The sequence below is a fragment of the Pseudomonas sp. M47T1 genome (assembly GCF_000263855.1).
Classification (GTDB): Bacteria; Pseudomonadota; Gammaproteobacteria; order Pseudomonadales; family Pseudomonadaceae; genus Aquipseudomonas.
Genome location: NZ_AJWX01000006.1, coordinates 103265 through 125209, shown reverse-complemented (window position 1 = coordinate 125209; position 21945 = coordinate 103265). Strand labels below are relative to the sequence as shown.

Below are 21945 nucleotides of genomic sequence, written 5' to 3'. Positions count from 1 at the left end.
CCCGTTATGAGCGTTCTTTCAAAGTGATGGAGCGCGGCCGTTCCAGCCAACCGCCTTCGCCATCGGGGACTATCTCGACGATGTCGACCTGCGAGTCGGTTATCGACACGATTCGCCCTTCGTTACGGCCCAGATAATCACCCACCTTCATTCGGTAGACCCCACCGGCGCCGCGCATCAGCGCGAACTTGCCGGTGTCGTTGGCCAACGTGCCGACCATTTCAAACTGTTCGATATTGAAGCCTTCCAGGAACTGCTTGACCCGGGTGGGATCCGGCTTGACCTGCTTGGCGCCCTTCTGGCGGTGCGCCAGGTCAACCTTCACCGGCGGCTGGAAGGGGCTGCGCAGCGCCGACGCCTGATACGTGAAAGGCTCGTAGGGGGCGAACTTGGGAATGGGCTCGATGGCACCCTTGGGGCGCGCCTTGACTTCGGCCATATAGGCCTTGAGGTCGGCGAAGTCATCATTGCCGCAACCGGACAGCAAGGCCATGAACGCGATCAGCACAAGGCTGCACAGTGCCCTCATTTGGCGGCCCCTTTGTCCTGGGCCTGCCCGGCGGCACCCGGCCCCTTGCCTTTGTCGCTGTCGTGATAGCGGTAGGTCTTGGCCAGGATATTCATGCGCAGCAGCGTCGTGTTGCCGTCAACCACCGGTTTAACCTCGAAATCATGCAGCGTAACGATGCGCGGCAGGCTGGACACGCCGCTGACGAAGGTACCCAAGTCGTGGTAGTTGCCGGTCACGGTGATCTGGATAGGTAGTTCCACGTAGAACTGCTGGGTGACTTCCGGCAACAGCTTGATCTCTTCGAACTCCAGGCCACTGCCCAGTCCCGTGCGAGTGATGTCTTCCAGCAGGCCAGGCACTTCGGTGTCACTGGGCAACTGGCGCAGCATGGCCCCGAAGGAAATTTCCATGTCCTTCATCTGCTGGGTATAGGCCTCCAGGTTCGCCGCCTGGAACGCCTTGGTGGCGTACTGATCCTTCAGGGTCTGTTCCTGGGCGCGGGCTCGGTCCAGCTCGTCGCCCAGGTCGCTGATGTGGAAGTTGTAGCCAAGGGCCAGGATCAACACCATCAGCAATACCCCGGCAATGGTCTTGATCGCCGCCGGCCAGCTGCCCAGGTTGTTGATGTCCAGCTCACTGAGCTTGATCTGGCGCAGGCCTTCCAGCCATTCGGAGAAATTCATTTCGGATTCTCCTCGGTGCCAGGCACGGTCTGGCGTACCGATAGCTGGAAATTGTTGCTCTGCTGCGCCTGTTGCGGGTCGGTACCCTGCTTGGCCTTGACCTCGGTAAGGCTTGGCGCTGCCAACCAGGCGGAGGCTTCCATGTTTCGCATCAGGTCCGATACACGATTGTTCGATTCGGCAGAGCCTGAGACCGCAATGATCTTGTCGGTCATCTTCACGTCAGTGAAATACACGCCATCGGGCAAGGTCCGCGCCAGTTGGTCGAACAGGTGGCCGATGATGGGGCGGTTGGACTGCAGGTCCTGAATGATCTTCATCCGTTCGATGAGCTGCTTGCGCCGCGCCTTGAGCTCGGAGATCTGCTTGATGCGCTCGTCCAGGGCGGCAATCTGGGTCTGCACGTAGGCGTTACGTGCGTTCTGCTGGTCGATGGCGTGGCTGTAGTACTGGTCGGCCAGCAGGATAATGCCGATGCCTCCCACTACCACACCGGCCAGGGCCAGCAGGAAGCGTTTCTTGCGCTCTTCGCGCAGTTGTTCGCGCCACGGCAGCAGGTTGATGCGCGCCATCAGTCGAAGCTCCTCAACGCCAGGCCACAGGCAATCATCAGCGCTGGCGCGTCACTGGCCAGCGCACCGGCGTTGACCTTGCTGCTCAGGGCCATGTCGGCAAAGGGGTTGGCAACCATGGCCGGGGTGCCGAGACGCTGCTGGATAAGCTGGTCCAGCCCGGAAATGGACGCGGTGCCGCCCGCCAGCAGGATGTAGTCCACATCGTTGTGCTGGCCAGCGGCAAAGAAGAACTGCAGGGACCGCGACACTTGCTGCACAACGGCGTCCTTGAAGGGCTGCAGCACTTCCATCACGTAATCATCGGGCAGGCCACCCTGTTTCTTGGCAAGGCCGGCTTCTTCCATGGACAAGCCGTAGCGGCGCTGGATTTCCTCGGTGAGCTGACGGCCGCCAAACAGCTGTTCGCGGGTATAGATGATGCGGCCGTTATGCAGCACGCTGAGCGTGGTCATGGTGGCGCCGATATCCACCACCGCCACGGTCAGCGGGCCGTCGCCGTCCATCAGGGTGGGCTCCAGCAGGCCGAACGCACGTTCCAGGGCATAGGCCTCGACGTCGACTACGCGCGCACCGAGGCCGGCCAGGGCCAGGGCCGCCTCGCGCACTTCGACGTTTTCCTTGCGGCAAGCCGCCAGCAGCACGTCCACCCGCTCGGGGTTGCGCGCTGAAATGCCCTGTACCTCGAAGTCGATGGCTACTTCTTCAAGGGGATAGGGAATGTATTGATCAGCCTCGACCTTGAGCTGGTTTTCCATTTCGTCTTCGGAAAGTGCAGCGTCCATTTCGATGGTCTTGGTGATCACGGCGGAGCCGGCAACCGCCACTGCGGCCGTCTTGGCGCTGGTGCGAGCCTTGATCAGCACGCGTGCGAGTGCCTGGCCGACGCCCTCCAGTTCCGCGATATTTTTTTCAACCACCGCGTTGGCCGGGAGTGGCTCCACCGCGTAGGCTTCAACCCTGTACCGGTTGCCGGAGCGACTGAGCTCCAGAAGCTTTACCGATGTCGAGCTGATGTCGATCCCCAGAAGCGAATTAGCTTTCTTGCCGAAGAGTCCAAGCACGCCCGATTCCCTATCATTATCCGTGACTTACGGACCACTTATAGTGCTCAGCATTTAATAGCAGTCTTGACAGAAGCGCAAATAACGCTCTGTGTCGAAAAATGCTTATAATGCCCAGCACTTTGCCCTTGCCGCCGTGCCTTGCGCGTAACCCATTCTTTTATCTGGAAATCCAAAAGCCTTGATACGCCTGCTGAAGTTTTTCTGGTGGTCCTTCGTCGCTATTTTCTGTGGCCTGCTGCTCGGTCTGAGCGGTGCGTACCTGTATCTTAGCCCCAGCCTGCCGTCTGTTGATGCCCTGAAGAGCGTGCAGTTGCAGATCCCCCTGCGGGTCTACAGCAGCGACAACAAGCTGATTGCCGAATTCGGCGAGATGCGCCGTTCTCCCATCAAATTCGCCGAAATCCCGCCTCATTTCATTCAGGCGCTGCTGTCGGCAGAAGACGACAATTTCGCCAATCACTACGGCGTCGACCCCAGCAGCCTGATGCGCGCAGCCGGCCAACTGTTCAGCAGCGGCCACATTCAGACGGGCGGTAGCACCATCACCATGCAGGTGGCGAAAAACTACTTCCTGAGCAGTGAGCGTAGCTTCTCTCGCAAGGCCACCGAGATTCTTCTTGCCCTGCAAATCGAACGCCAGCTCACCAAGGATGAAATCCTCGAGCTGTACGTGAACAAGATCTACCTGGGCAACCGCGCCTACGGCATCGACGCCGCCGCGCAGGTGTACTACGGCAAGTCGATCCGCGACATCAGCCTGGCGCAGATGGCCATGATCGCGGGCCTGCCCAAGGCACCTTCGCGCTTCAACCCGCTGGCCAACCCGGTACGCGCCAAGGAGCGCCGCGACTGGATCCTGGGCCGCATGTACAAGCTGGGCAAGATCACCGAGGACGAGTACCAGGTAGCCCTGGCCGAGCCGATCAACGCCAGCTACCACGTGCCCACCCCGGAAGTGAACGCGCCGTGGATCGCCGAGATGGCCCGCGCCGAAATGGTTGGCCGCTATGGCAGCGATGCCTACACCGAAGGCTTCCGCGTAACCACCACGGTGCCCAGCAACCTTCAGGAGGATGCCAACGCCGCCGTTTCCGCCGGCCTGATCGAATACGACCAGCGCCACGGCTACCGTGGCCCCGAGTCGCGCCTGCCGGGCAAGACCCGCGACGCATGGCTGCAGGAACTGGCCAAGCAGCGTCCGCTCAACGGCCTGGAGCCTGTAATTGTCACCCAGGTGGACAAGGCCGGCCTGAGCGTGCTGAACCGCAGCGGCGAACAGCAGCACGTGGGCTGGGACTCCATGAAGTGGGCGCGCCCCTTCCTTAATACCAACAGCCTGGGCCGCGCACCGTCGCAGCCTTCGGATGTGGCCCAGGTGGGCGACCTGATCCGCGTGCAGCCGCAGCCCGATGGCACGCTGAAGTTCAGCCAGGTACCCACCGTGCAAAGCGCGCTGGTGTCGCTTGACCCGCAAAACGGCGCCATCCGCGCCCTGGTGGGCGGCTTCGCATTCGAGCAGAGCAACTACAACCGCGCCGTGCAGGCCAAGCGTCAGCCGGGCTCCAGCTTCAAGCCGTTCATCTATTGCGCAGCCCTGGACAACGGCTACACCCCGGCCAGCCTGGTGAACGACGCCCCCATCGTGTTTGCCGACGCCAACCTGGACAACGTGTGGCGGCCGAAGAACGACACCAACACCTTCCTGGGCCCCATCCGCCTGCGGGAAGCGCTGTACAAGTCGCGCAACCTGGTGTCGATCCGCGTGTTGCAGGCGATGGGCGTGAACCCGACCATCGACTACATCACCCGCTTTGGCTTCAACAAGCAGGACTTGCCGCCCAACCTGTCGCTGGCCCTGGGTACCGCCACCCTGACGCCGATCGAGATCGCTACCGGCTGGAGCACCTTCGCCAACGGCGGCTACAAGATCTCGCCGTACCTGATCCAGAAGATCGAAAGCCGTAACGGCGACACCCTGTTCGTCGCCAACCCGCCAAGCGTGCCGGCCGACACTTCGGCTGCCGCTACGGCACCTGGCGTGGCCGCACCCGAAAAATCACTGATCACCGACGCCAGCAGCCCGGCCCTGACCCAGGCACCGGCGGTGGCTACCCGTGTGGTTGACGGTCGCACCACGTTCATCCTCAACAGCATGCTCGAGGACGTGATCAAGAAAGGCACCGGCCGTCGCGCCATGGCCCTTGGCCGTAGCGACCTGGCGGGCAAGACAGGCACCACCAACGACTCCAAGGACGCCTGGTTCTCGGGCTACAACGCCGACTACATGACCACCGTGTGGACCGGTTTCGACCAGCCGGAAACCCTGGGCCGTCGCGAGTTCGGTGGCACCGTGGCCCTGCCTATCTGGATGGACTACATGGGCGCCGCGCTGAAGGACAAGCCGCCCCACACCCAGGCAGAGCCCGAAGGCATCGTCAGCCTGCGCGTGGACCCGGTCAGCGGCCGCGCGGCATCGCCGAGCACGCCGAACGCCTACTTCGAACTGTTCAAAAGCGAAGACACGCCGCCATCGGTCAATGAACTGGGCAACGGCAGCGCCCCAGGCAGCCCGCTGCCAGCGGACGAGTCGGCGCCAATCGACCTGTTCTGATGTAGGCACCCCGGGATTTCGTAGCTGCCGCAGGCTGCGTCACAAACGCTGCGGTGTGCCAGATACAATCGGCAACCACAAAAAAGCCCGACTCCTAGAGTCGGGCTTTTTTATTGCGAGCGGCTACTTAGCCGTTGAACACGTCATCCACGCTCTTGAGCGGGTAGTTCTTCGGATACGGCAGGGTAGCAACACCCGTCTCGATGGCGGCCTTGGCGACGGCGTCGGAGATCAGGGTGATCAGACGTGGGTCCATTGGCTTCGGAATGATGTACTCACGGCCGAATTCCAGCGAGATGCCGCCGTAGGCGTCGCATACTTCCTGAGGAACCGGCAGCTTGGCCAGTTCGCGCAGGGCGTTGGCGGCGGCGATCTTCATTTCTTCGTTGATGCGCTTGGCGCGAACGTCCAGGGCACCACGGAAGATGAACGGGAAGCCCAGTACGTTGTTGACCTGGTTCGGGTAGTCGGAACGGCCGGTGGCCATGATCACGTCGTTGCGAGTGGCGTGAGCCAACTCTGGCGAAATTTCCGGGTCCGGGTTGGAGCAGGCGAACACGATCGGGTTCGGCGCCATGCGCTTCAGTTGTTCGGCGCTCAGCAGGTTCGGGCCGGACAGGCCGACGAATACGTCAGCGCCTTCAACGGCGTCGTCCAGGGTGCGCTTGTCGGTGGCGTGGGCGAACACGGCCTTGTACTGGTTCAGGTCGTCGCGGCCAGCGTGGATCACGCCGGTACGGTCGATCATGTAAATGTTCTCGATCTTGGCGCCCATGCTCACCAGCAGTTTCATGCAGGAGATGGCGGCGGCACCAGCACCCAGGCAAACGATCTTGGCGTCTTCCAGGGTCTTGCCGGCGATTTCCAGGGCGTTGATCATGCCGGCTGCGGTAACGATGGCGGTACCGTGCTGGTCATCGTGGAACACCGGGATGTCGCACTGTTCGATCAGCGCGCGCTCGATTTCAAAGCACTCTGGCGCCTTGATGTCTTCCAGGTTGATACCACCGAAGGTGATGGAGATACGCTTGACGGTGTCGATGAAAGCCTGAGGGCTTTCGGAGTCGACTTCGATGTCGAATACGTCAATGCCAGCGAAACGCTTGAACAGAACGCCCTTGCCTTCCATCACCGGCTTGGAAGCCAGTGGGCCCAGATTACCCAGACCGAGGATGGCAGTACCATCGGAAATGACTGCTACCAAGTTGCCCTTGCCGGTGTACTTGTAAGCCAGCTCGGGGTCGCGACCAATTTCACGAACCGGCTCGGCAACACCCGGGCTGTAGGCCAGGGACAAGTCACGGGCAGTAGCGGTAGGTTTGGTGAGCTCGACACTCAGTTTCCCAGGACGCGGCTGGGCATGGTACTCGAGAGCGGCAGTTTTCAAATCTGACATTTTGGCGTTCCGCTTGTGCTAGGACTTTTTGAAGCGCCGAGGATACTCGCCCTGCAAACAGGCGACAAGACTGGCTGGTCACTTGCCCCAAGCGCCTGCCTATTGGACTTTGGCCGCAGGGCCACGGAATCCGGGGCCTGTAACTGCTCACAATAAATTTATTTAATGTGCACAATTAAACCATATTATTGTGAACCATCTTGAATTTCAGGAAAAAAAAGGCGCCCCGAAGGACGCCTTTCTTTACCAGCTCGATCGTTCGATCAGGCCTTTTTAGCGCCGAAACCGCCGAAACGCTTCTGGAAGCGGTCAACACGGCCGCCGGTGTCCAGAGTTTTCTGCTTACCGGTGTAGAACGGGTGGCACTCGGAGCAAACGTCCAGGCTCAGTGGCTTGCACAGAGTCGAACGGGTCTTGATGACGTTGCCGCAGCTGCAGGTGGCGTCAACGGCTTCGTATGCTGGATGAATTTCTGGTTTCATGGCTACTTCCTCAGGCTGCGTGCCGCCATCCAACACCATTGTTGAATACCGCACGTAATTAGGCCGCGTATGTTACCAGACGCTGTCAAACACGCAAGTTATCGCTCGCACCGGCTGTCGTCTGCTAGGCTGCGCCCCTTCATTGATTGATGAGACCTGTGGGAGCTGGCTTGCCAGCGAGCTTTTCAACGGCCTCAAAAACTTGCTGGCAAGCCAGCCCCCATAGACTCCTTACCCAGAGAAGCACGCGTGCCCGACGTCATCCTGCGCCTCGCCCTGCCCTCGCCGCTGCGACGCCTGTTCGACTACCGGGCCCCGGCAGGCATGCCGGCCAGCGCCTTCAGCCCAGGCATGCGCCTGCGCGTGCCGTTTGGCCGCCGGGAGATGATTGGCATTCTGGTGGAAGTGGCCGAGCAAAGCGAAGTGCCGGCCGACAAGCTCAAGCCAGCCGTCGCCCTGCTGGACCCGGTCAGCCCGCTGCCCCCAGCGCTGTTCAAGCTGTGCCTGTGGACCGCGCAATATTATCAGCACAGCCTTGGCGACACCCTCAACTGGGCGCTACCGGTGTTGTTGCGCCAGGGCGAACCGGCCGAGGCCCGCCAGGAGCGCTTCTGGCTGGCCGCACCCAATGCCCGTCAGGATGACCCGCGCATCAAGAATGCGCCCAAACAGCGCGAGGCCCTCGCCACCCTGGCCCAGCACCCGCACGGCGTGGCGCATCAACTGCTGAGCAAGCTGGGGCTGAACAAGACCAGCCTCGACCTGCTGCTGGAAAAGGCCCTGGTGCAGGTGGAAGTGCGCAGGCATGCGCCGGGCGGGCGCCACGAACATTGGCTGGCCCAGCCGGAACTGCCTCTGAACACCGAACAGCGCGCCGCCTTCGAGGCCGTGCGCGCCGGTTTCGACAATTTTCATGCCTTCCTGCTGGCCGGCGTCACGGGCAGCGGCAAGACCGAAGTCTATCTGCAACTGATCCGCGAAACCCTGGAAGCCGGCAAGCAGGCGCTGGTACTGATCCCCGAGATCAACCTGGGCCCCCAGACTCTGGCGCGCTTCGAGCAACGCTTCAACGCGCGCATCGCACTGCTGCACTCGGCGGTCAATGACCGCGAGCGCCTGGATGCCTGGCTGGCCGCCCGTGATGGCGAGGCCGACATCATCATAGGCACGCGCTCGGCGCTGTTCACGCCGATGAAGAACCCCGGGCTGATCATCATCGATGAAGAGCATGACGGCTCCTATAAACAGCAGGAAGGCCTGCGCTATCACGCCCGCGATTTGGCGCTGGTGCGGGCGCGCCAGGAAAACATTCCCATCCTGCTGGGGTCGGCCACGCCTTCGCTGGAAAGCCTGCACAACGCTTATATCGGCCGTTACGGCCTGCTGAAAATGGAGCACCGCGCCGGCGGCGCCAAACCACCCAAGTTCCTGCGCCTGGACGTCAAGAGCCGGCCACTGGACAGCGGCATCAGCGGCCCGATGCAACAGGCCATCGGCCAGACCCTGGCCAATGGCCAACAGGTGCTGGTGTTCCTGAACCGCCGCGGGTTCGCGCCAACGCTGCTATGCCATGACTGCGGCTGGCTGTCCGAATGCCCACGCTGCGACGCCCGCACCACGGTGCATCAGCGCTCCGGCGAGTTGCGCTGCCATCATTGCGGCCACGTCGAGCGCGTGCCACGCCAGTGCCCCAAATGCGGCACCGTGGACCTGCGCCCGGTGGGCGCGGGCACCGAGCGGGCGGAAGAGCGCTTGAGCATTCTGTTCCCCGACTACCCAGTATTGCGCGTGGACCGCGACAGCACTTCGCGCAAGGACGCGATGAATCAGCTGTTTGCCACCATCCAGAAAGGGCAGCCGTGCATCCTGGTGGGCACGCAGATGCTTGCCAAGGGCCATCACTTCCCCCGCGTGACCCTGGTGTCCATCCTTGATGCCGACGGCGGCCTGTTTTCCGGCGACTTCCGGGCCAGCGAGCGCATGGCGCAGTTGATCGTGCAGGTTGCCGGCCGCGCCGGGCGCGCCGAGGAGCCAGGCCGGGTCATTATTCAAACGCACCTGGCCGACCACCCGCTGCTGGTACAGCTCACCGAGCAGGGCTATTTCGCCTTTGCCGAGCAGGCCCTCAGCGAGCGCCGCGCCGCCGGCCTGCCGCCCTTCGCGCACCTGGCGCTGTTGCGCGCCGAAGCGCACAAGCCCGGGCAGGCCGAAGGGTTTCTCGACGAAGCGTGCAGCGAAGCCGAGCGCCTGCTGGAACAATTGCAGCTTTCAGGCATCGAACTGCTCGGCCCGGTACCGGCGCCCATGGAGCGACGCGCCGGCCGTTACCGGGCCCAACTTTTGTTGCAGGCCACCAGCCGCGCGCCGCTGCACCGGCTGCTCAGCAGCTGGATGCTGCAACTGGAGCAAATGCCCAGCGGCCGCCAGGTGCGCTGGTCGCTGGACGTGGACCCGGTGGACCTCTACTAGCGCGAGCACGGCCCGCTCCAGCAGGCCTGCGCCACCCGGTAGGAGCGGGCCGTGCCCGCGAAGAATTCACCGCATTACCAGCAAAGGTTGGCAACGCCCCACCCGCACCGGATAATATCCAGTTTTTCCACCCGCGCTTCCAAGCGCCGCCCGCCCACGCGGACGAACGAGAAGACCATGAAAGACACCATTCGCCAGCTGATTCAACAAGCCCTCACCCAACTCGTCACGGAAGGTGTGTTGCCTGAAGGGCTGACGCCAGCGATCCAGGTGGAAAACGCGCGCGACAAGAAAAACGGCGACTTCGCCAGCAACATCGCCATGATGCTGGCCAAGCCGGCCGGCATGAAGCCGCGTGACCTGGCCGAAAAGCTGATTGCCGCCCTGCCTGCCGACGAGCAGATCAGCAAGGTCGAGATCGCCGGCCCCGGCTTCCTCAATTTCTTCCAGAACACCCAGGCCCTGGCCGGTCGCCTGGACGCAGCCCTGGCCGACGCCAACCTGGGCGTGACCAAGGCCGGCAGCACCCAGCGCGTGGTGGTGGACCTCTCGGCCCCCAACCTTGCCAAGGAAATGCACGTTGGCCACCTGCGCTCCACCATCATCGGTGACGGCGTGGCGCGCGTGCTGGAATTCCTCGGTGACACGGTTATTCGCCAAAACCACGTGGGCGACTGGGGCACGCAGTTCGGCATGCTGATGGCCTACCTGCAGGAAAACCCCATCGCCAGCGACGAACTGTCAGACCTGGAAAACTTCTACCGCGCCGCCAAGCAACGTTTCGACGAGTCGCCGGAGTTCGCCGACCGCGCCCGCGGCCTGGTGGTCAAGCTGCAGGCTGGCGACTCCGACTGCCTGGCGCTGTGGACCAAGTTCAAGGACATCTCGCTGTCGCACTGCCAAAAGATCTACGAACTGCTGAACGTCAAGTTGACCATGGCCGACGTGATGGGCGAAAGCGCCTACAACGACGACCTGATCAACGTGGTCAACGACCTCAAGGCCGCCGGCCTGCTGGTTGAGAGCAATGGCGCCCAGTGCGTGTTCCTCGACGAGTTCAAGAACGCCGAAGGCGAGCCGCTGCCGGTGATCATCGTCAAGGCCGACGGCGGCTACCTGTACGCCACCACTGACCTTGCCGCTGTGCGCTACCGCAGCAACACGCTGCAGGCCGACCGTGCCCTGTACTTCGTCGACCAGCGCCAGGCCCTGCACTTCCAGCAAGTGTTCGCCGTGGCCCGCAAGGCTGGTTTCGTCGGCCACCCGATGGACATGGAGCACATGGGTTTCGGTACCATGAACGGCGCCGATGGCCGTCCGTTCAAGACCCGTGACGGCGGCACCGTGAAGCTGATCGACCTGCTGACCGAAGCGCAGGAGCGCGCCTACGCGCTGGTCAAGGAAAAGAACCCGGATCTGGCCGAGCAAGAACTGCGCGCCATCGCCAAGGTGGTGGGCATCGACTCGGTGAAATACGCCGACCTGTCCAAGCACCGCACCAGCGACTACAGCTTCAACTTCGAGCTGATGCTCAACTTCGAAGGCAACACTGCGCCCTACCTGCTGTACGCCTACACCCGCGTGGCCGGCGTGTTCCGCAAGCTGGGCAAGAGCTTTGCCGATGTCGAGGGCCAGATCGTGCTGGACGCTGCGCAGGAACACGAACTGGCCGCCAAACTGGCGCAGTTCGGCGAAATCCTCAATAACGTGGCCGAGAAAGGCACCCCGCACGTACTCTGCACCTACCTGTACGATGTGGCGGGGCTGTTCTCCAGCTTCTACGAAAACTGCCCGATTCTCGGCGCCGAAACGCCCGAGCAGCAGCAAAGCCGTTTGCGCCTGGCTGCCCTGACCGGTCGCACCCTCAAGCAAGGCCTGGAATTGCTGGGCCTGGAAACTCTGGAGCGAATGTAAGTTGGTTGCCAAGAAAAAACCTGCTCCCAAGCGTGGCGCCAGCCGAAACTCCGCTCCAGCGAAAAAGCCGATCCCGGGTTGGGTATGGATGGCCGTCGGCCTGACGGTCGGCGCGTTCATCGTTTTCCTGATGAAGCTGGAGCCGGGTCACGACGACGTCAAGCGGGTTAAACCCGAACAGGCCAAGGCTGACAAGATCGCCGAGGCCAACAAGACGCCGCCAAGCCCACAGGCCCCGGTCAAGCCCAAGTATGACTTCTATACCCTGCTGCCCGAGTCGGAAGTGATCGTGCCGCCTGAAGCCGTGCCGGAGAAAACCCCGCCGGTGCCGGCGCAACCGCCGGTAACCCCGGCTGAAGCGGCGAAGATCGATACCGCGCGCGCCCAGGCTGCCTTGTCGGGCCAGACCCCGCCACCGGCACCTGCGGTGATCAAGCCAGCGGCGACCACGCAGTTCTTCCTGCAGGCCGGCTCGTTCCGCAAGCAGTCGGATGCCGACCGCGTGCGTGCGCAGATCATCCTGCTGGGCCAAGCAGTGTCGGTCGAGTCGGGCACGGTGAAAGACGATACCTGGTACCGGGTACTGGTAGGTCCGTTCAGCAACCGTGAACAACTGACCGTGGCGCAGAAACAACTGGCAGGCAGCGGTTTCAGCAACTTGTTGTTACAGCAACGCCAAACCCGCCAATAATCCTCGACTGATATCTGTGGGAGCGGGCTCTGCCCGCGAAGAGGACACCGGGCAGTCTCCGACGCTTCGCGGTGCGGCCTTCGCGGGCAGAGCCCGCTCCCACATACCCTCCTGCCACACATGCCGCTCATCCCCCAAGGTTGAAATACCTGCACCCACCCCCATATGAGTTTCCATCAGGGCATTTTCGCCCCGCTGCGTGGAGACTCTCCCCTTGACCACCATCGTTTCAGTACGCCGCCACGGCAAAGTCGTCATGGGCGGCGACGGCCAGGTTTCCCTCGGTAATACCGTGATGAAAGGCAACGCCAAGAAAGTGCGTCGCCTGTACCACGGCCAGGTCATCGCCGGCTTCGCCGGTGCCACCGCCGACGCCTTCACGCTGTTCGAGCGTTTTGAAGGCCAACTGGAGAAACACCAGGGCCATCTGGTACGCGCCGCCGTCGAGCTGGCCAAAGAATGGCGTACCGACCGCTCCCTCAGCCGCCTGGAAGCCATGTTGGCCGTGGCCAACAAGGACGCGTCCTTGATCATCACCGGCAACGGTGACGTGGTGGAACCCGAAGACGGCCTGATTGCCATGGGTTCCGGTGGCGCCTTTGCGCAAGCCGCGGCCCGCGCCCTGCTGATGAAAACCGACCTGTCGGCCCGCGAAATCGCCGAGACCGCCCTGGGCATCGCTGGCGACATCTGCGTGTTCACCAACCACAACCTGACCATCGAGGAGCAGGACCTCGCGGAGTAACAGGCTGTTTTGGCGCCTGGCTATCGCTGTCGGGCTTTTCCACGCTTGGAACCACCGCTAGAGGACCGCCACATATCATGTCCATGACCCCCCGCGAGATCGTCCACGAACTCAACCGCCACATCATCGGCCAGGACGATGCCAAGCGCGCCGTCGCCATCGCCCTGCGCAACCGCTGGCGCCGGATGCAGCTGCCTGCCGAGCTGCGTGTTGAAGTGACCCCCAAGAACATCCTGATGATCGGCCCTACCGGCGTCGGCAAGACCGAAATCGCCCGCCGCCTGGCCAAGCTGGCCAACGCGCCGTTCATCAAGGTCGAGGCCACCAAGTTCACTGAGGTGGGCTATGTGGGCCGTGACGTCGAATCGATCATCCGCGACCTGGCCGATGCCGCCCTCAAGCTGCTGCGCGAGCAGGAAATCGTACGCGTTCAGCACCGCGCCGAAGACGCCGCCGAAGAGCGCATCCTCGACGCCCTGCTGCCACCTGCGCGCATGGGCTTCAACGAAGACCAGAACCACAGCACCGATTCCAACACGCGCCAGCTGTTCCGCAAGCGCCTGCGCGAAGGCCAGCTGGATGACAAGGAAATCGAGATCGAGGTGGCCGAGTCGGTCGGCGTCGACATTTCCGCGCCGCCAGGCATGGAAGAGATGACCAGCCAGTTGCAGAACCTGTTCGCCAACATGGGCAAGGGCAAGAAGAAAAGCCGCAAGCTCAAGGTCAAGGAAGCACTGAAACTGGTGCGCGAAGAGGAAGCCGGCCGCCTGGTCAACGAGGAAGAGCTCAAGGCCAAGGCCCTGGAAGCCGTTGAACAGCACGGCATCGTGTTCATCGACGAAATCGACAAGGTGGCCAAGCGCGGCAACGTCGGCGGCGCCGATGTGTCCCGGGAAGGCGTGCAGCGCGACCTGCTGCCGCTGATCGAAGGCTGCACCGTGAACACCAAGCTGGGCATGGTCAAGACCGACCACATCCTGTTCATCGCCTCGGGTGCGTTCCACCTGAGCAAGCCAAGCGACCTGGTGCCCGAGCTGCAAGGCCGCCTGCCGATCCGCGTGGAACTCAAGGCGCTGAGCCCCGAAGACTTCGAGCGCATCCTGCAAGAGCCGCACGCCTCGCTGACTGAACAGTACCGCGAACTGCTGAAAACCGAAGGCCTGAACATCGAGTTCGCGCCCGAGGGCATCAAGCGCCTCGCCGAAATAGCCTGGCAGGTGAACGAGAAAACCGAGAACATCGGCGCCCGTCGCCTGCACACCCTGCTTGAACGCCTGCTTGAAGAAGTGTCGTTCAGCGCCGGCGACCTGGCCGCAGCCCACAGCGAAGCGCCTATCCGCATCGACGCCGAGTACGTCAACAGCCACCTGGGCGAATTGGCGCAGAACGAAGACCTGTCCCGGTATATCCTGTAAGGCATCGTTCCCAGCCGCTTTTGCGGGAGCGGGCAGAGCCCGCTCCCACATCAGCAACAGGGAGACCGCCCGCGCATAGCCGGCGCCAAGCTGACAGGCCTACCCCCCCATGACCAAACTCCCCACCGCCATCAACCTGCACAAAGCCTCGAAAACCCTGACCCTTACCTACGGGCCAGACGAGGTCTACAACCTCCCCGCCGAATTCCTGCGTGTGCACTCCCCTTCAGCCGAAGTACAGGGCCACGGCAAGCCAATTCTGCAATTCGGCAAACTGGGTGTAAGCCTGTCCAAAATTGAGCCTGCCGGCCAATACGCACTAAAATTGACCTTCGACGACGGCCATGACAGCGGCCTGTTCACTTGGGACTACCTCTACCAGTTGTCGATTCGCCAGGAGCAACTCTGGGCGGACTATCTCGACGAACTGCAAAAAGCCGGAAAAACCCGCGACCCCGCATTGTCGGTGGTCAAACTGATGCTCTAGCGCGGGCCTCGGATTTTCTAGAGAGCATTTTCTAATTCTATTTGCTTGAATGCCCTGGCAGCGTTCCTGAATCGGCCGCTTGCGATTTCGTACAAAACCGGGTAACCAATGGAAGTGGCAAGTTCCCTGCATCGTTTGCAATCAACTGTTCGCTATCACTGGTCACCCGGGCAGTAGTACTGGCTCGCGGCTGCGCTGTCGGCGCAGTCAAGGGCAGTACTCGTCTCAGGACAACGGAGCGTCGTAGATGAGTAACAAGAACAACGATGAACTGAAGTACCAGGCCTCGGAAAACACCCTGGGGCTGAACCCTGTCATCGGCTTGCGCGGAAAGGATCTGCTCAGCTCAGCCCGCATGATCCTGCGCCAGGCGCTCAGGCAACCCCTGCACAGTGCCAAGCACGTGGCCCAGTTCGGCCTTGAGCTGAAGAATGTGCTGTTCGGCAAATCCAGCCTTACCCCGGAAAGCGATGACCGCCGTTTCGCCGACCCGGCCTGGAGCCAGAACCCGCTGTACCGCCGCTATTTGCAGACCTACCTTGCGTGGCGCAAGGAACTCCACCACTGGGCCGACGATAGCAACCTGACCGACCAGGACACTGCCCGCGCCCATTTCGTCATCAACCTGATGACCGAAGCCATGGCCCCCACCAACAGCATGGCCAACCCGGCGGCGGTCAAACGCTTCTTCGAAACGGGCGGCAAAAGCCTGCTCGACGGCCTGTCGCACCTGGCCAAGGACTTGGTGAACAACGGCGGCATGCCCAGCCAGGTGAACATGGACGCCTTCGAAGTGGGCAAGAACCTGGGCACCACCGAGGGCGCGGTCATCTACCGCAACGACGTGCTGGAGCTGATCCAGTACCGCCCCATCACCGAGCAGACGCTGGAAAAACCCCTGCTGGTAGTGCCGCCACAGATCAACAAGTTCTACGTGTTCGACCTCAGCCCGGAGAAGAGCCTGGCGCGCTTCTGCCTGCGCAGTAACGTGCAGACCTTCATCATCAGCTGGCGCAACCCCACCAAGGCCCAGCGCGAGTGGGGCCTGTCAACCTACATCGACGCGCTCAAGGAAGCCGTCGACGTGGTCATCGCCGTCACCGGCAGCAAGGACGTCAACATGCTCGGCGCCTGCTCGGGCGGCATCACCTGCACCGCGCTGCTGGGCCACTACGCGGCGCTGGGCGAACGCAAGGTCAACGCCCTGACCCTGCTGGTGAGCGTACTGGACACCACCCTGGACACCCAGGTGGCACTGTTTGTCGACGAGCAGACCCTGGAAGCGGCCAAGCGCCACTCCTACCAATCCGGCGTGCTGGAAGGCAAGGACATGGCGAAGATCTTCGCCTGGATGCGCCCCAACGACCTGATCTGGAATTACTGGGTCAACAACTACCTGATGGGCAACGAGCCGCCGGTGTTCGACATCCTGTTCTGGAACAACGACACCACGCGCCTGCCTGCCGCCTTCCATGGCGACCTGATCGAAATGTTCAAGAACAACCCGCTGATCCGGGCCAACGCCCTGGAAGTCTGCGGCACGGCCATCGACCTCAAGCAGGTGGACAGCGATATCTTCTGCCTGGCCGGCACCAACGACCACATCACGCCGTGGACTTCGTGCTACAAGTCTGCACAGTTGTTTGGTGGCAAGGTGGAGTTTGTGCTGTCGAGCAGTGGTCATATCCAGAGCATTCTCAACCCGCCGGGCAACCCCAAGGCGCGGTTCATGACCAACAGCCAACTGACGTCCACCCCTGCCCAATGGCAGGATGATTCAACCAAGCACACAGATTCCTGGTGGTTGTACTGGGCAGCGTGGCTGACCGAGCGTTCAGGGGAACTGACAAAGGCGCCACTCAAGCTGGGCAACAAGGCATACCCGGCCGGGGAGGCTTCACCCGGGACTTACGTGCACGAGCGCTAGGTTCAACGGCGCAGGGCCCGTCCGAGAGACCCACCGCAGGCCGCACTGCGGTGGCACAACCTTATAGGGCTTGATGCATGCAGCAACAGTACATCTTCCGGACCGTCGACCTGGATGGCCAGGCTATTCGCACGGCGGTCAGGCCAGGCAAGCCACACTTGACGCCGCTGCTGGTCTTCAATGGCATTGGCGCCAACCTGGAGCTGGTATTTCCTTTCGTTGAGGCGCTGGACCCGGACCTGGAAGTCATTGCCTTTGACGTGCCCGGGGTGGGCGGCTCCTCTACACCCAGCTACCCGTACCGGTTTCCGGGCCTGGCGCGCCTGACCGCGCGCATGCTCGACTATCTGGACTACGGCCAGGTCAACGCCATTGGCGTGTCCTGGGGAGGCGCGCTGGCCCAGCAGTTTGCCTACGACTACCCCGAACGCTGCAAGAAGCTGGTACTGGCCGCTACGGCGGCAGGCGCGGTCATGGTGCCGGGCAAGCCCAAAGTACTGTTGATGATGGCCAGCCCCAGGCGCTACATCCAGCCCTCGCACGTGGTGCGCATTGCCCCGGAAATCTATGGCGGCGCGTTCCGCCGCGACCCGGACCTGGCCATGAACCACGCCAGCAAGGTGCGCTCTTCGGGCAAGTTGGGTTACTACTGGCAGCTGTTCGCCGGGCTTGGCTGGACCAGCATTCACTGGCTGCACAAGATTCACCAGCCCACGCTGGTGCTGGCCGGTGACGACGACCCGCTGATTCCGCTGATCAACATGCGCCTGCTGGCCTGGCGCATTCCCAATGCCCAACTACACATAATCGACGACGGCCACTTGTTCCTGATCACCCGGGCCGAGGCCGTCGCCCCCATCATCATGAAGTTTCTCCAGGAAGAGCGCCAACGTGCGGTGATGCACCCGCAACCGGCGCCGTTCGGCGGCCCCTGACGGGCCGCAGGTGTCGCGTGCGGGGGCCGGACTGCCACCAATCGCGACGTGCGCGAACCTGGCATACGCCAGGTTTGCACCGCAGTGTTGGTTGATGGCTCGACGAAGGAGTGTTGCCGCATGAAAGACAAACCAGCCAAGGCGCAGACATCTGTTGCCGCCACCTTCATGAACGCCCAGAGCGCGATTTCCGGGCTGCGAGGGCGCGACCTGGTGTCCACCCTGCGCACCGTGGGGCGCCACAGCCTGTTGCACCCCTTGCATACCGCCAAACATGCTATCGCCCTGGGCGGCCAACTGGGCCGGGTGCTGATGGGCGACACCCTGTACCAGCCCAACCCCCGGGACAGCCGCTTCAGCGACCCCGCCTGGAGCCTCAACCCCTTCTACCGGCGCGGCTTGCAGGCCTACCTGAGCTGGCAGAAAGAAGTGAAGACCTGGATCGATGACAGCGGCCTGCCCGACGATGAACGTGCCCGCGCGCACTTCGTCTTTGCCCTGCTCAACGACGCCCTGTCCCCCACCAACTCACTGCTCAACCCGTTGGCCATCAAGGAGCTGTTCAACTCCGGCGGCCTCAGCCTGGTCAAGGGCATCGGCCACTTGCTGGATGACCTGCGCCACAACGACGGCCTGCCTCGCCAGGTTACCCGCGAGGCGTTCGAAGTGGGCAAGACCGTGGCCGCCACGCCCGGTGCAGTGGTGTTTCGCAACGAACTGCTGGAGCTGATCCAGTACCGGCCCATGAGCGAGAAGCAGTACGCCAAGCCGCTGCTGATCGTGCCACCGCAAATCAACAAGTACTACATCTTCGACCTCAGTCCCACCAACAGCTTTGTCCAGTACGCCTTGAAAAACGGCCTGCAGGTGTTCACCGTCAGCTGGCGCAACCCGGATGCGCGGCATCGCGAGTGGGGCCTGTCCACCTATGTGGAAGCGCTGGAAGAGGCGCTGAACGTGTGCCGGTCCATCACCGGTGCGCGTGATGTGAACCTGATGGGTGCCTGTGCCGGCGGCCTGACCATGGCCGCCCTGCAAGGCGTGTTGCAGGCCAAGCGGCAGATGCGCCGGGTGTCCAGCGCCACCTACCTGGTGAGCCTGCTGGACAGCCAGATCGACAGCCCGGCCACGTTGTTCGTGGACGAGCAGACCCTGGAGGCTGCCAAGCGTCGTTCTTACCAGCACGGCGTGCTGGATGGCCGCGACATGGCCCGGGTATTTGCCTGGATGCGCCCCAACGACCTGATCTGGAACTACTTCGTCAATAACTACCTGTTGGGCAAGGCACCCCCGCCCTTTGACATCCTTTACTGGAACAACGACAACACGCGCCTGCCGGCCGCCCTGCATGGCGACCTGCTGGACTTCTTCAAGCACAACCCGCTGGCCCACCCGGGCGGGCTGGAGGTATGCGGTACTGCCATCGACCTGTCCAAGGTCACGGTCGACAGCTTCAGCGTGGCCGGCATCAACGATCACATCACCCCGTGGGATGCGGTGTACCGCTCCACCCTGCTGCTGGGTGGCGAGCGCCGCTTCATCCTGTCCAACAGCGGCCATGTGCAAAGCATCCTCAACCCTCCGGGCAACCCCAAGGCCAATTACGTGGAAAACGTGCGCTTGAGCAGCGACCCGCGTGCCTGGTACTACGACGCCAAGAACGTGGAGGGCAGTTGGTGGCCAGAGTGGCTGGGCTGGATTCAGGCACGTTCCGGCACCCAGCGCGAGACACAGACCACCCTGGGCAATGCCCATTATCCGACCCTGGATGCAGCCCCCGGCACCTATGTGCTAGTGCGCTGACCCCTCTGTTCAAGGACTGACAAGAAAAACGGATGAAAACCCGCGACCGTATCCTGGAATGCGCCCTGCAGCTGTTCAACCAGCAGGGCGAACCCAACGTCTCGACCATGGAAATCGCCAACGAAATGGGCATCAGCCCAGGCAATCTCTATTACCACTTCCACGGCAAGGAGCCGCTGATTCTGGGGCTGTTCGAACGCTTCGAAGACGAGCTCACGCCCCTGTTGGACCCCCCCGAGCACGTGCAGTTGTCGGCCGAGGACTACTGGCTGTTCCTGCATTTGATCGTGGAGCGAATGGCCCAGTACCGCTTCCTGTTCCAGGACCTGTCCAACCTGGCCGGGCGCCTGCCCAAGCTGGCTCGCGGGGTGCGCAGCCTGCTTAACGCTATCAAGCGCACCCTGGCCGCGCTGCTGGCCAGCCTCAAGGCCCAGGGCCAGATCACCAGTGACACCCAGGCGCTGGGGCAACTGGTGGAACAGATCACCCTGACCTTGGTGTTTTCCCTGGACTACCAGCGCATCCTGGGCCGCGAGGGCGAAGTGGGCGTGGTGGTGTACCAGATCATGATGCTGGTGGCGCCGCACCTGCATGAAGATCCGCGCCATGCTGCCGAGCAGATCGCCCTGCGCTACCTGGAGGGCTGAACACCCTTTTGCCAAAAATGTCCCTGCGCGGGAGCGGGCTTTGCCCGCGAAAAGAACACCGCAGTTCATCATGGGTTTCGCGGTGCGGCCTTCGCGGGCAGAGCCCGCTGCCGCAAAGAGCCGTTTTTTGTTCAATGGCCGCAAACAAAAACGCCCGGCCTTTTGGGGCCGGGCGTTGGGCAGTCCTTGAAGGAATCAGGACTGCGGTGCGCTCGCTGGCGCTGCTGCGCTGCTCGGCGCCGGCGCTGCCGGGGCAGCCGCGCTGTTGGCGGTGGACGCCGGGGCTGCGCTGGCGGCCGGTTTGGCGGCTGCCGGTTTCTTCACTGCTGGCTTCTTGGCCGCCGGCTTCACCGCAGCCTTGGCCGCGGCAACCGGCTTGGCAGTTGCCTTGGTGGCGGTCTTGGCTGCGGCTGCCGTTTTAGCGGCTACCGGCTTGGCCGCAGCCTTGGTGGCGGTCTTGGCGGCCGAAGCTGCCTTGGCGGCCGGCTTGGCCACGGCCTTGGCCAGCGGTTTGGCGGCAGGCTTGGCCGCGGTCGAACGGCTGGAGATCGGCGTCACCGATTGACCGGTGAGCTTCTCGATCTGCTTGGTCAGGGTATCGACCTTGCTGTGCAACTGCTTGACCTCAAGGCGGCTAGGCACGCCCAGGCGCGAAATAGCGCTGTTCAGACGCTTGTCGAACGCTTCTTCCAGTTCGCTCCACTTGCCCAGCGCGCGGTCTTTCACATCGCCCACCCGTGATTTCGCGGTCTTGGCAGTGGACTTGACCGAATCAACGCCCTTGTCCACTTCATCCTTGGCCTGCTTCTCGGCTTTTTCGCCGTCCTTGACCAGGTTCTCGAAAAGCTTACTGCCGTCATTGCTGATCTTGGAGTAAGCGCCTAAACCAGCCAGCCAGATCTGACGGGAGTATTTCTCCACTTCGCCGACCCAGGAGCTGCCTTCTTTCTCAACCTTCTTCTTGCCAGCCATCCCGCTCTCCTTATTGTTTACGCTCGACACGTTGAAGCAATGCCGTCAGCTCATCGAGCTTAGCAGAGAGTGTCTCAACGTCATGCTTGGAAGGAATGCCGATGCGGTTCAGGGCACTGGCAACCCGCGAGTCGAAGGCACTTTCGATGCGATCGAGCTGCAGCTCGACCTTGCCCTTGACCGATTTGAGTTCGGCCTTGACCTCGCCCTTCACTTCGGCGATTTCGGTGTTGGCGGCCTTGAGTTCGGCATCGATCTTCTTCTTGCCGGTTTTTTCCACGCCTTCGCCGGCCTTGATCAGCTCTTTGATGTAGCTCACGCCTTCCTTGCCTGCCTTGGCGTAAGCACCGATGCCGGCCAGCCAGATCTTGCGCGCGTAGGAACGAACCTCACCGGCAGCGTGTTCCGCCGGTACCTGGACTTTCTTCTTCAGGATCGCTTTTGCCATGGTGCACCTCATGCATTCAAAGAGAGAGGATTGCCCACCCAAACCACAGGGCCTAAGCACACCTTAATGACAAAAATTAGAATGCTCACCCTAAGCGCCGGAACCGATCATCGCCACCCTGGTAATTTTTTTGACAAAAATCTCACATTTAACCCAGTAGGATGCGAGCC

General features: G+C 62.3%; 19 protein-coding genes. 11 read left to right on the top strand and 8 right to left on the bottom strand.

Features of this window, described 5'->3' with window-relative positions:
• Positions 1-4: 4 nt before the first annotated feature.
• From pilP to PMM47T1_RS09450, 4 genes are read right to left on the bottom strand one after another with little or no spacing between them, the layout of a single operon-like run.
• On the bottom strand, positions 5-529 hold the full coding sequence (gene pilP, locus PMM47T1_RS09465; RefSeq protein ID WP_008368032.1) for a type 4a pilus biogenesis lipoprotein PilP: 525 nt from the start codon (positions 527-529) through the stop codon (positions 5-7).
• Entirely contained in the window at positions 526-1194 is a 669-nt protein-coding gene (gene pilO / locus PMM47T1_RS09460) for a type 4a pilus biogenesis protein PilO (RefSeq protein ID WP_008368030.1), read from the bottom strand. The genes pilP and pilO overlap by 4 nt, the downstream gene beginning before the upstream one ends.
• Entirely contained in the window at positions 1191-1766 is a 576-nt protein-coding gene (locus tag PMM47T1_RS09455; RefSeq protein ID WP_008368028.1) for a PilN domain-containing protein, read from the bottom strand. The genes pilO and PMM47T1_RS09455 overlap by 4 nt, the downstream gene beginning before the upstream one ends.
• Positions 1766-2830 carry a pilus assembly protein PilM gene (locus PMM47T1_RS09450; protein WP_008368026.1) on the bottom strand — a complete coding sequence of 355 codons (1065 nt, stop codon included), beginning with the start codon at positions 2828-2830 and terminating at the stop codon, positions 1766-1768. The genes PMM47T1_RS09455 and PMM47T1_RS09450 overlap by 1 nt, the downstream gene beginning before the upstream one ends.
• Before the next feature lie 181 nt (positions 2831-3011).
• On the opposite strand from PMM47T1_RS09450, the gene PMM47T1_RS09445 reads away from it, so the two are divergent.
• Entirely contained in the window at positions 3012-5444 is a 2433-nt protein-coding gene (locus tag PMM47T1_RS09445) for a penicillin-binding protein 1A (protein WP_008368025.1), read from the top strand.
• Positions 5445-5571: 127 nt separating this feature from the next.
• Here PMM47T1_RS09445 and PMM47T1_RS09440 read toward each other — a convergent pair whose 3' ends face one another.
• Together PMM47T1_RS09440 and rpmE are read right to left on the bottom strand one after the other, a co-directional pair.
• Positions 5572-6840, bottom strand: coding sequence for a malic enzyme-like NAD(P)-binding protein (locus PMM47T1_RS09440; protein WP_008368024.1), 1269 nt, complete (start codon positions 6838-6840; stop codon positions 5572-5574).
• Between the two features lie 263 nt (positions 6841-7103).
• The gene (gene rpmE / locus PMM47T1_RS09435; RefSeq protein WP_008368021.1) at positions 7104-7322 is read right to left on the bottom strand and encodes a 50S ribosomal protein L31; all 219 of its coding nucleotides are present in this window, start codon (positions 7320-7322) and stop codon (positions 7104-7106) included.
• 249 nt (positions 7323-7571) lie between these two features.
• Between rpmE and PMM47T1_RS09430 the strand changes: the two genes are divergently transcribed.
• The 10 genes from PMM47T1_RS09430 to PMM47T1_RS09385 all read left to right on the top strand — a co-directional run bounded on the left by PMM47T1_RS09430 (position 7572) and on the right by PMM47T1_RS09385 (position 20355).
• On the top strand, positions 7572-9791 hold the full coding sequence (locus PMM47T1_RS09430) for a primosomal protein N' (protein WP_008368019.1): 2220 nt from the start codon (positions 7572-7574) through the stop codon (positions 9789-9791).
• 177 nt (positions 9792-9968) lie between these two features.
• Positions 9969-11705, top strand: coding sequence for an arginine--tRNA ligase (gene argS, locus PMM47T1_RS09425; protein ID WP_008368017.1), 1737 nt, complete (start codon positions 9969-9971; stop codon positions 11703-11705).
• Between the two features lies 1 nt (position 11706).
• Positions 11707-12396 carry an SPOR domain-containing protein gene (locus tag PMM47T1_RS09420; RefSeq protein WP_008368015.1) on the top strand — a complete coding sequence of 230 codons (690 nt, stop codon included), beginning with the start codon at positions 11707-11709 and terminating at the stop codon, positions 12394-12396.
• Positions 12397-12610: 214 nt separating this feature from the next.
• A complete protein-coding gene (hslV, locus tag PMM47T1_RS09415; RefSeq protein ID WP_008368013.1) occupies positions 12611-13141 on the top strand; it encodes an ATP-dependent protease subunit HslV in 531 nt (176 codons plus the stop codon).
• Between the two features lie 77 nt (positions 13142-13218).
• Positions 13219-14556, top strand: a complete 1338-nt coding sequence (gene hslU / locus PMM47T1_RS09410; RefSeq protein WP_008368012.1) for an ATP-dependent protease ATPase subunit HslU — start codon at positions 13219-13221, stop codon at positions 14554-14556.
• A 109-nt stretch (positions 14557-14665) separates the two neighbouring features.
• On the top strand, positions 14666-15043 hold the full coding sequence (locus PMM47T1_RS09405) for a gamma-butyrobetaine hydroxylase-like domain-containing protein (protein WP_008368010.1): 378 nt from the start codon (positions 14666-14668) through the stop codon (positions 15041-15043).
• 247 nt (positions 15044-15290) lie between these two features.
• Positions 15291-16970: a class II poly(R)-hydroxyalkanoic acid synthase gene (gene phaC / locus PMM47T1_RS09400; protein ID WP_008368008.1), complete on the top strand. Its 1680-nt coding sequence runs from the start codon at positions 15291-15293 to the stop codon at positions 16968-16970.
• A 77-nt stretch (positions 16971-17047) separates the two neighbouring features.
• Positions 17048-17905, top strand: coding sequence for a poly(3-hydroxyalkanoate) depolymerase (gene phaZ / locus PMM47T1_RS09395; RefSeq protein WP_008368007.1), 858 nt, complete (start codon positions 17048-17050; stop codon positions 17903-17905).
• 120 nt (positions 17906-18025) lie between these two features.
• Entirely contained in the window at positions 18026-19708 is a 1683-nt protein-coding gene (phaC, locus tag PMM47T1_RS09390; protein WP_008368006.1) for a class II poly(R)-hydroxyalkanoic acid synthase, read from the top strand.
• Positions 19709-19740: 32 nt separating this feature from the next.
• Entirely contained in the window at positions 19741-20355 is a 615-nt protein-coding gene (locus tag PMM47T1_RS09385) for a TetR/AcrR family transcriptional regulator (protein ID WP_008368004.1), read from the top strand.
• A gap of 195 nt (positions 20356-20550) precedes the next feature.
• Here the strand turns inward: PMM47T1_RS09385 and PMM47T1_RS09380 are convergent, their stop codons facing one another.
• Together PMM47T1_RS09380 and PMM47T1_RS09375 are read right to left on the bottom strand one after the other, a co-directional pair.
• Positions 20551-21327: a phasin family protein gene (locus tag PMM47T1_RS09380; RefSeq protein ID WP_008368001.1), complete on the bottom strand. Its 777-nt coding sequence runs from the start codon at positions 21325-21327 to the stop codon at positions 20551-20553.
• Between the two features lie 10 nt (positions 21328-21337).
• A complete protein-coding gene (locus PMM47T1_RS09375; RefSeq protein WP_008368000.1) occupies positions 21338-21775 on the bottom strand; it encodes a phasin family protein in 438 nt (145 codons plus the stop codon).
• Positions 21776-21945 lie beyond the last annotated feature (170 nt).

Coding starts and splice junctions, on each gene's coding strand:
- pilP (WP_008368032.1), bottom strand. CDS start 529: ATGAGGGCACTGTGCAGCCTTGTGCTGATCGCGTTCATGGCCTTGCTG.
- pilO (WP_008368030.1), bottom strand. CDS start 1,194: ATGAATTTCTCCGAATGGCTGGAAGGCCTGCGCCAGATCAAGCTCAGT.
- PMM47T1_RS09455 (WP_008368028.1), bottom strand. CDS start 1,766: ATGGCGCGCATCAACCTGCTGCCGTGGCGCGAACAACTGCGCGAAGAG.
- PMM47T1_RS09440 (WP_008368024.1), bottom strand. CDS start 6,840: ATGTCAGATTTGAAAACTGCCGCTCTCGAGTACCATGCCCAGCCGCGT.
- rpmE (WP_008368021.1), bottom strand. CDS start 7,322: ATGAAACCAGAAATTCATCCAGCATACGAAGCCGTTGACGCCACCTGC.
- argS (WP_008368017.1), top strand. CDS start 9,969: ATGAAAGACACCATTCGCCAGCTGATTCAACAAGCCCTCACCCAACTC.
- hslU (WP_008368012.1), top strand. CDS start 13,219: ATGTCCATGACCCCCCGCGAGATCGTCCACGAACTCAACCGCCACATC.
- PMM47T1_RS09405 (WP_008368010.1), top strand. CDS start 14,666: ATGACCAAACTCCCCACCGCCATCAACCTGCACAAAGCCTCGAAAACC.
- phaC (WP_008368008.1), top strand. CDS start 15,291: ATGAGTAACAAGAACAACGATGAACTGAAGTACCAGGCCTCGGAAAAC.
- phaZ (WP_008368007.1), top strand. CDS start 17,048: ATGCAGCAACAGTACATCTTCCGGACCGTCGACCTGGATGGCCAGGCT.
- phaC (WP_008368006.1), top strand. CDS start 18,026: ATGAAAGACAAACCAGCCAAGGCGCAGACATCTGTTGCCGCCACCTTC.
- PMM47T1_RS09385 (WP_008368004.1), top strand. CDS start 19,741: ATGAAAACCCGCGACCGTATCCTGGAATGCGCCCTGCAGCTGTTCAAC.
- PMM47T1_RS09380 (WP_008368001.1), bottom strand. CDS start 21,327: ATGGCTGGCAAGAAGAAGGTTGAGAAAGAAGGCAGCTCCTGGGTCGGC.
- PMM47T1_RS09375 (WP_008368000.1), bottom strand. CDS start 21,775: ATGGCAAAAGCGATCCTGAAGAAGAAAGTCCAGGTACCGGCGGAACAC.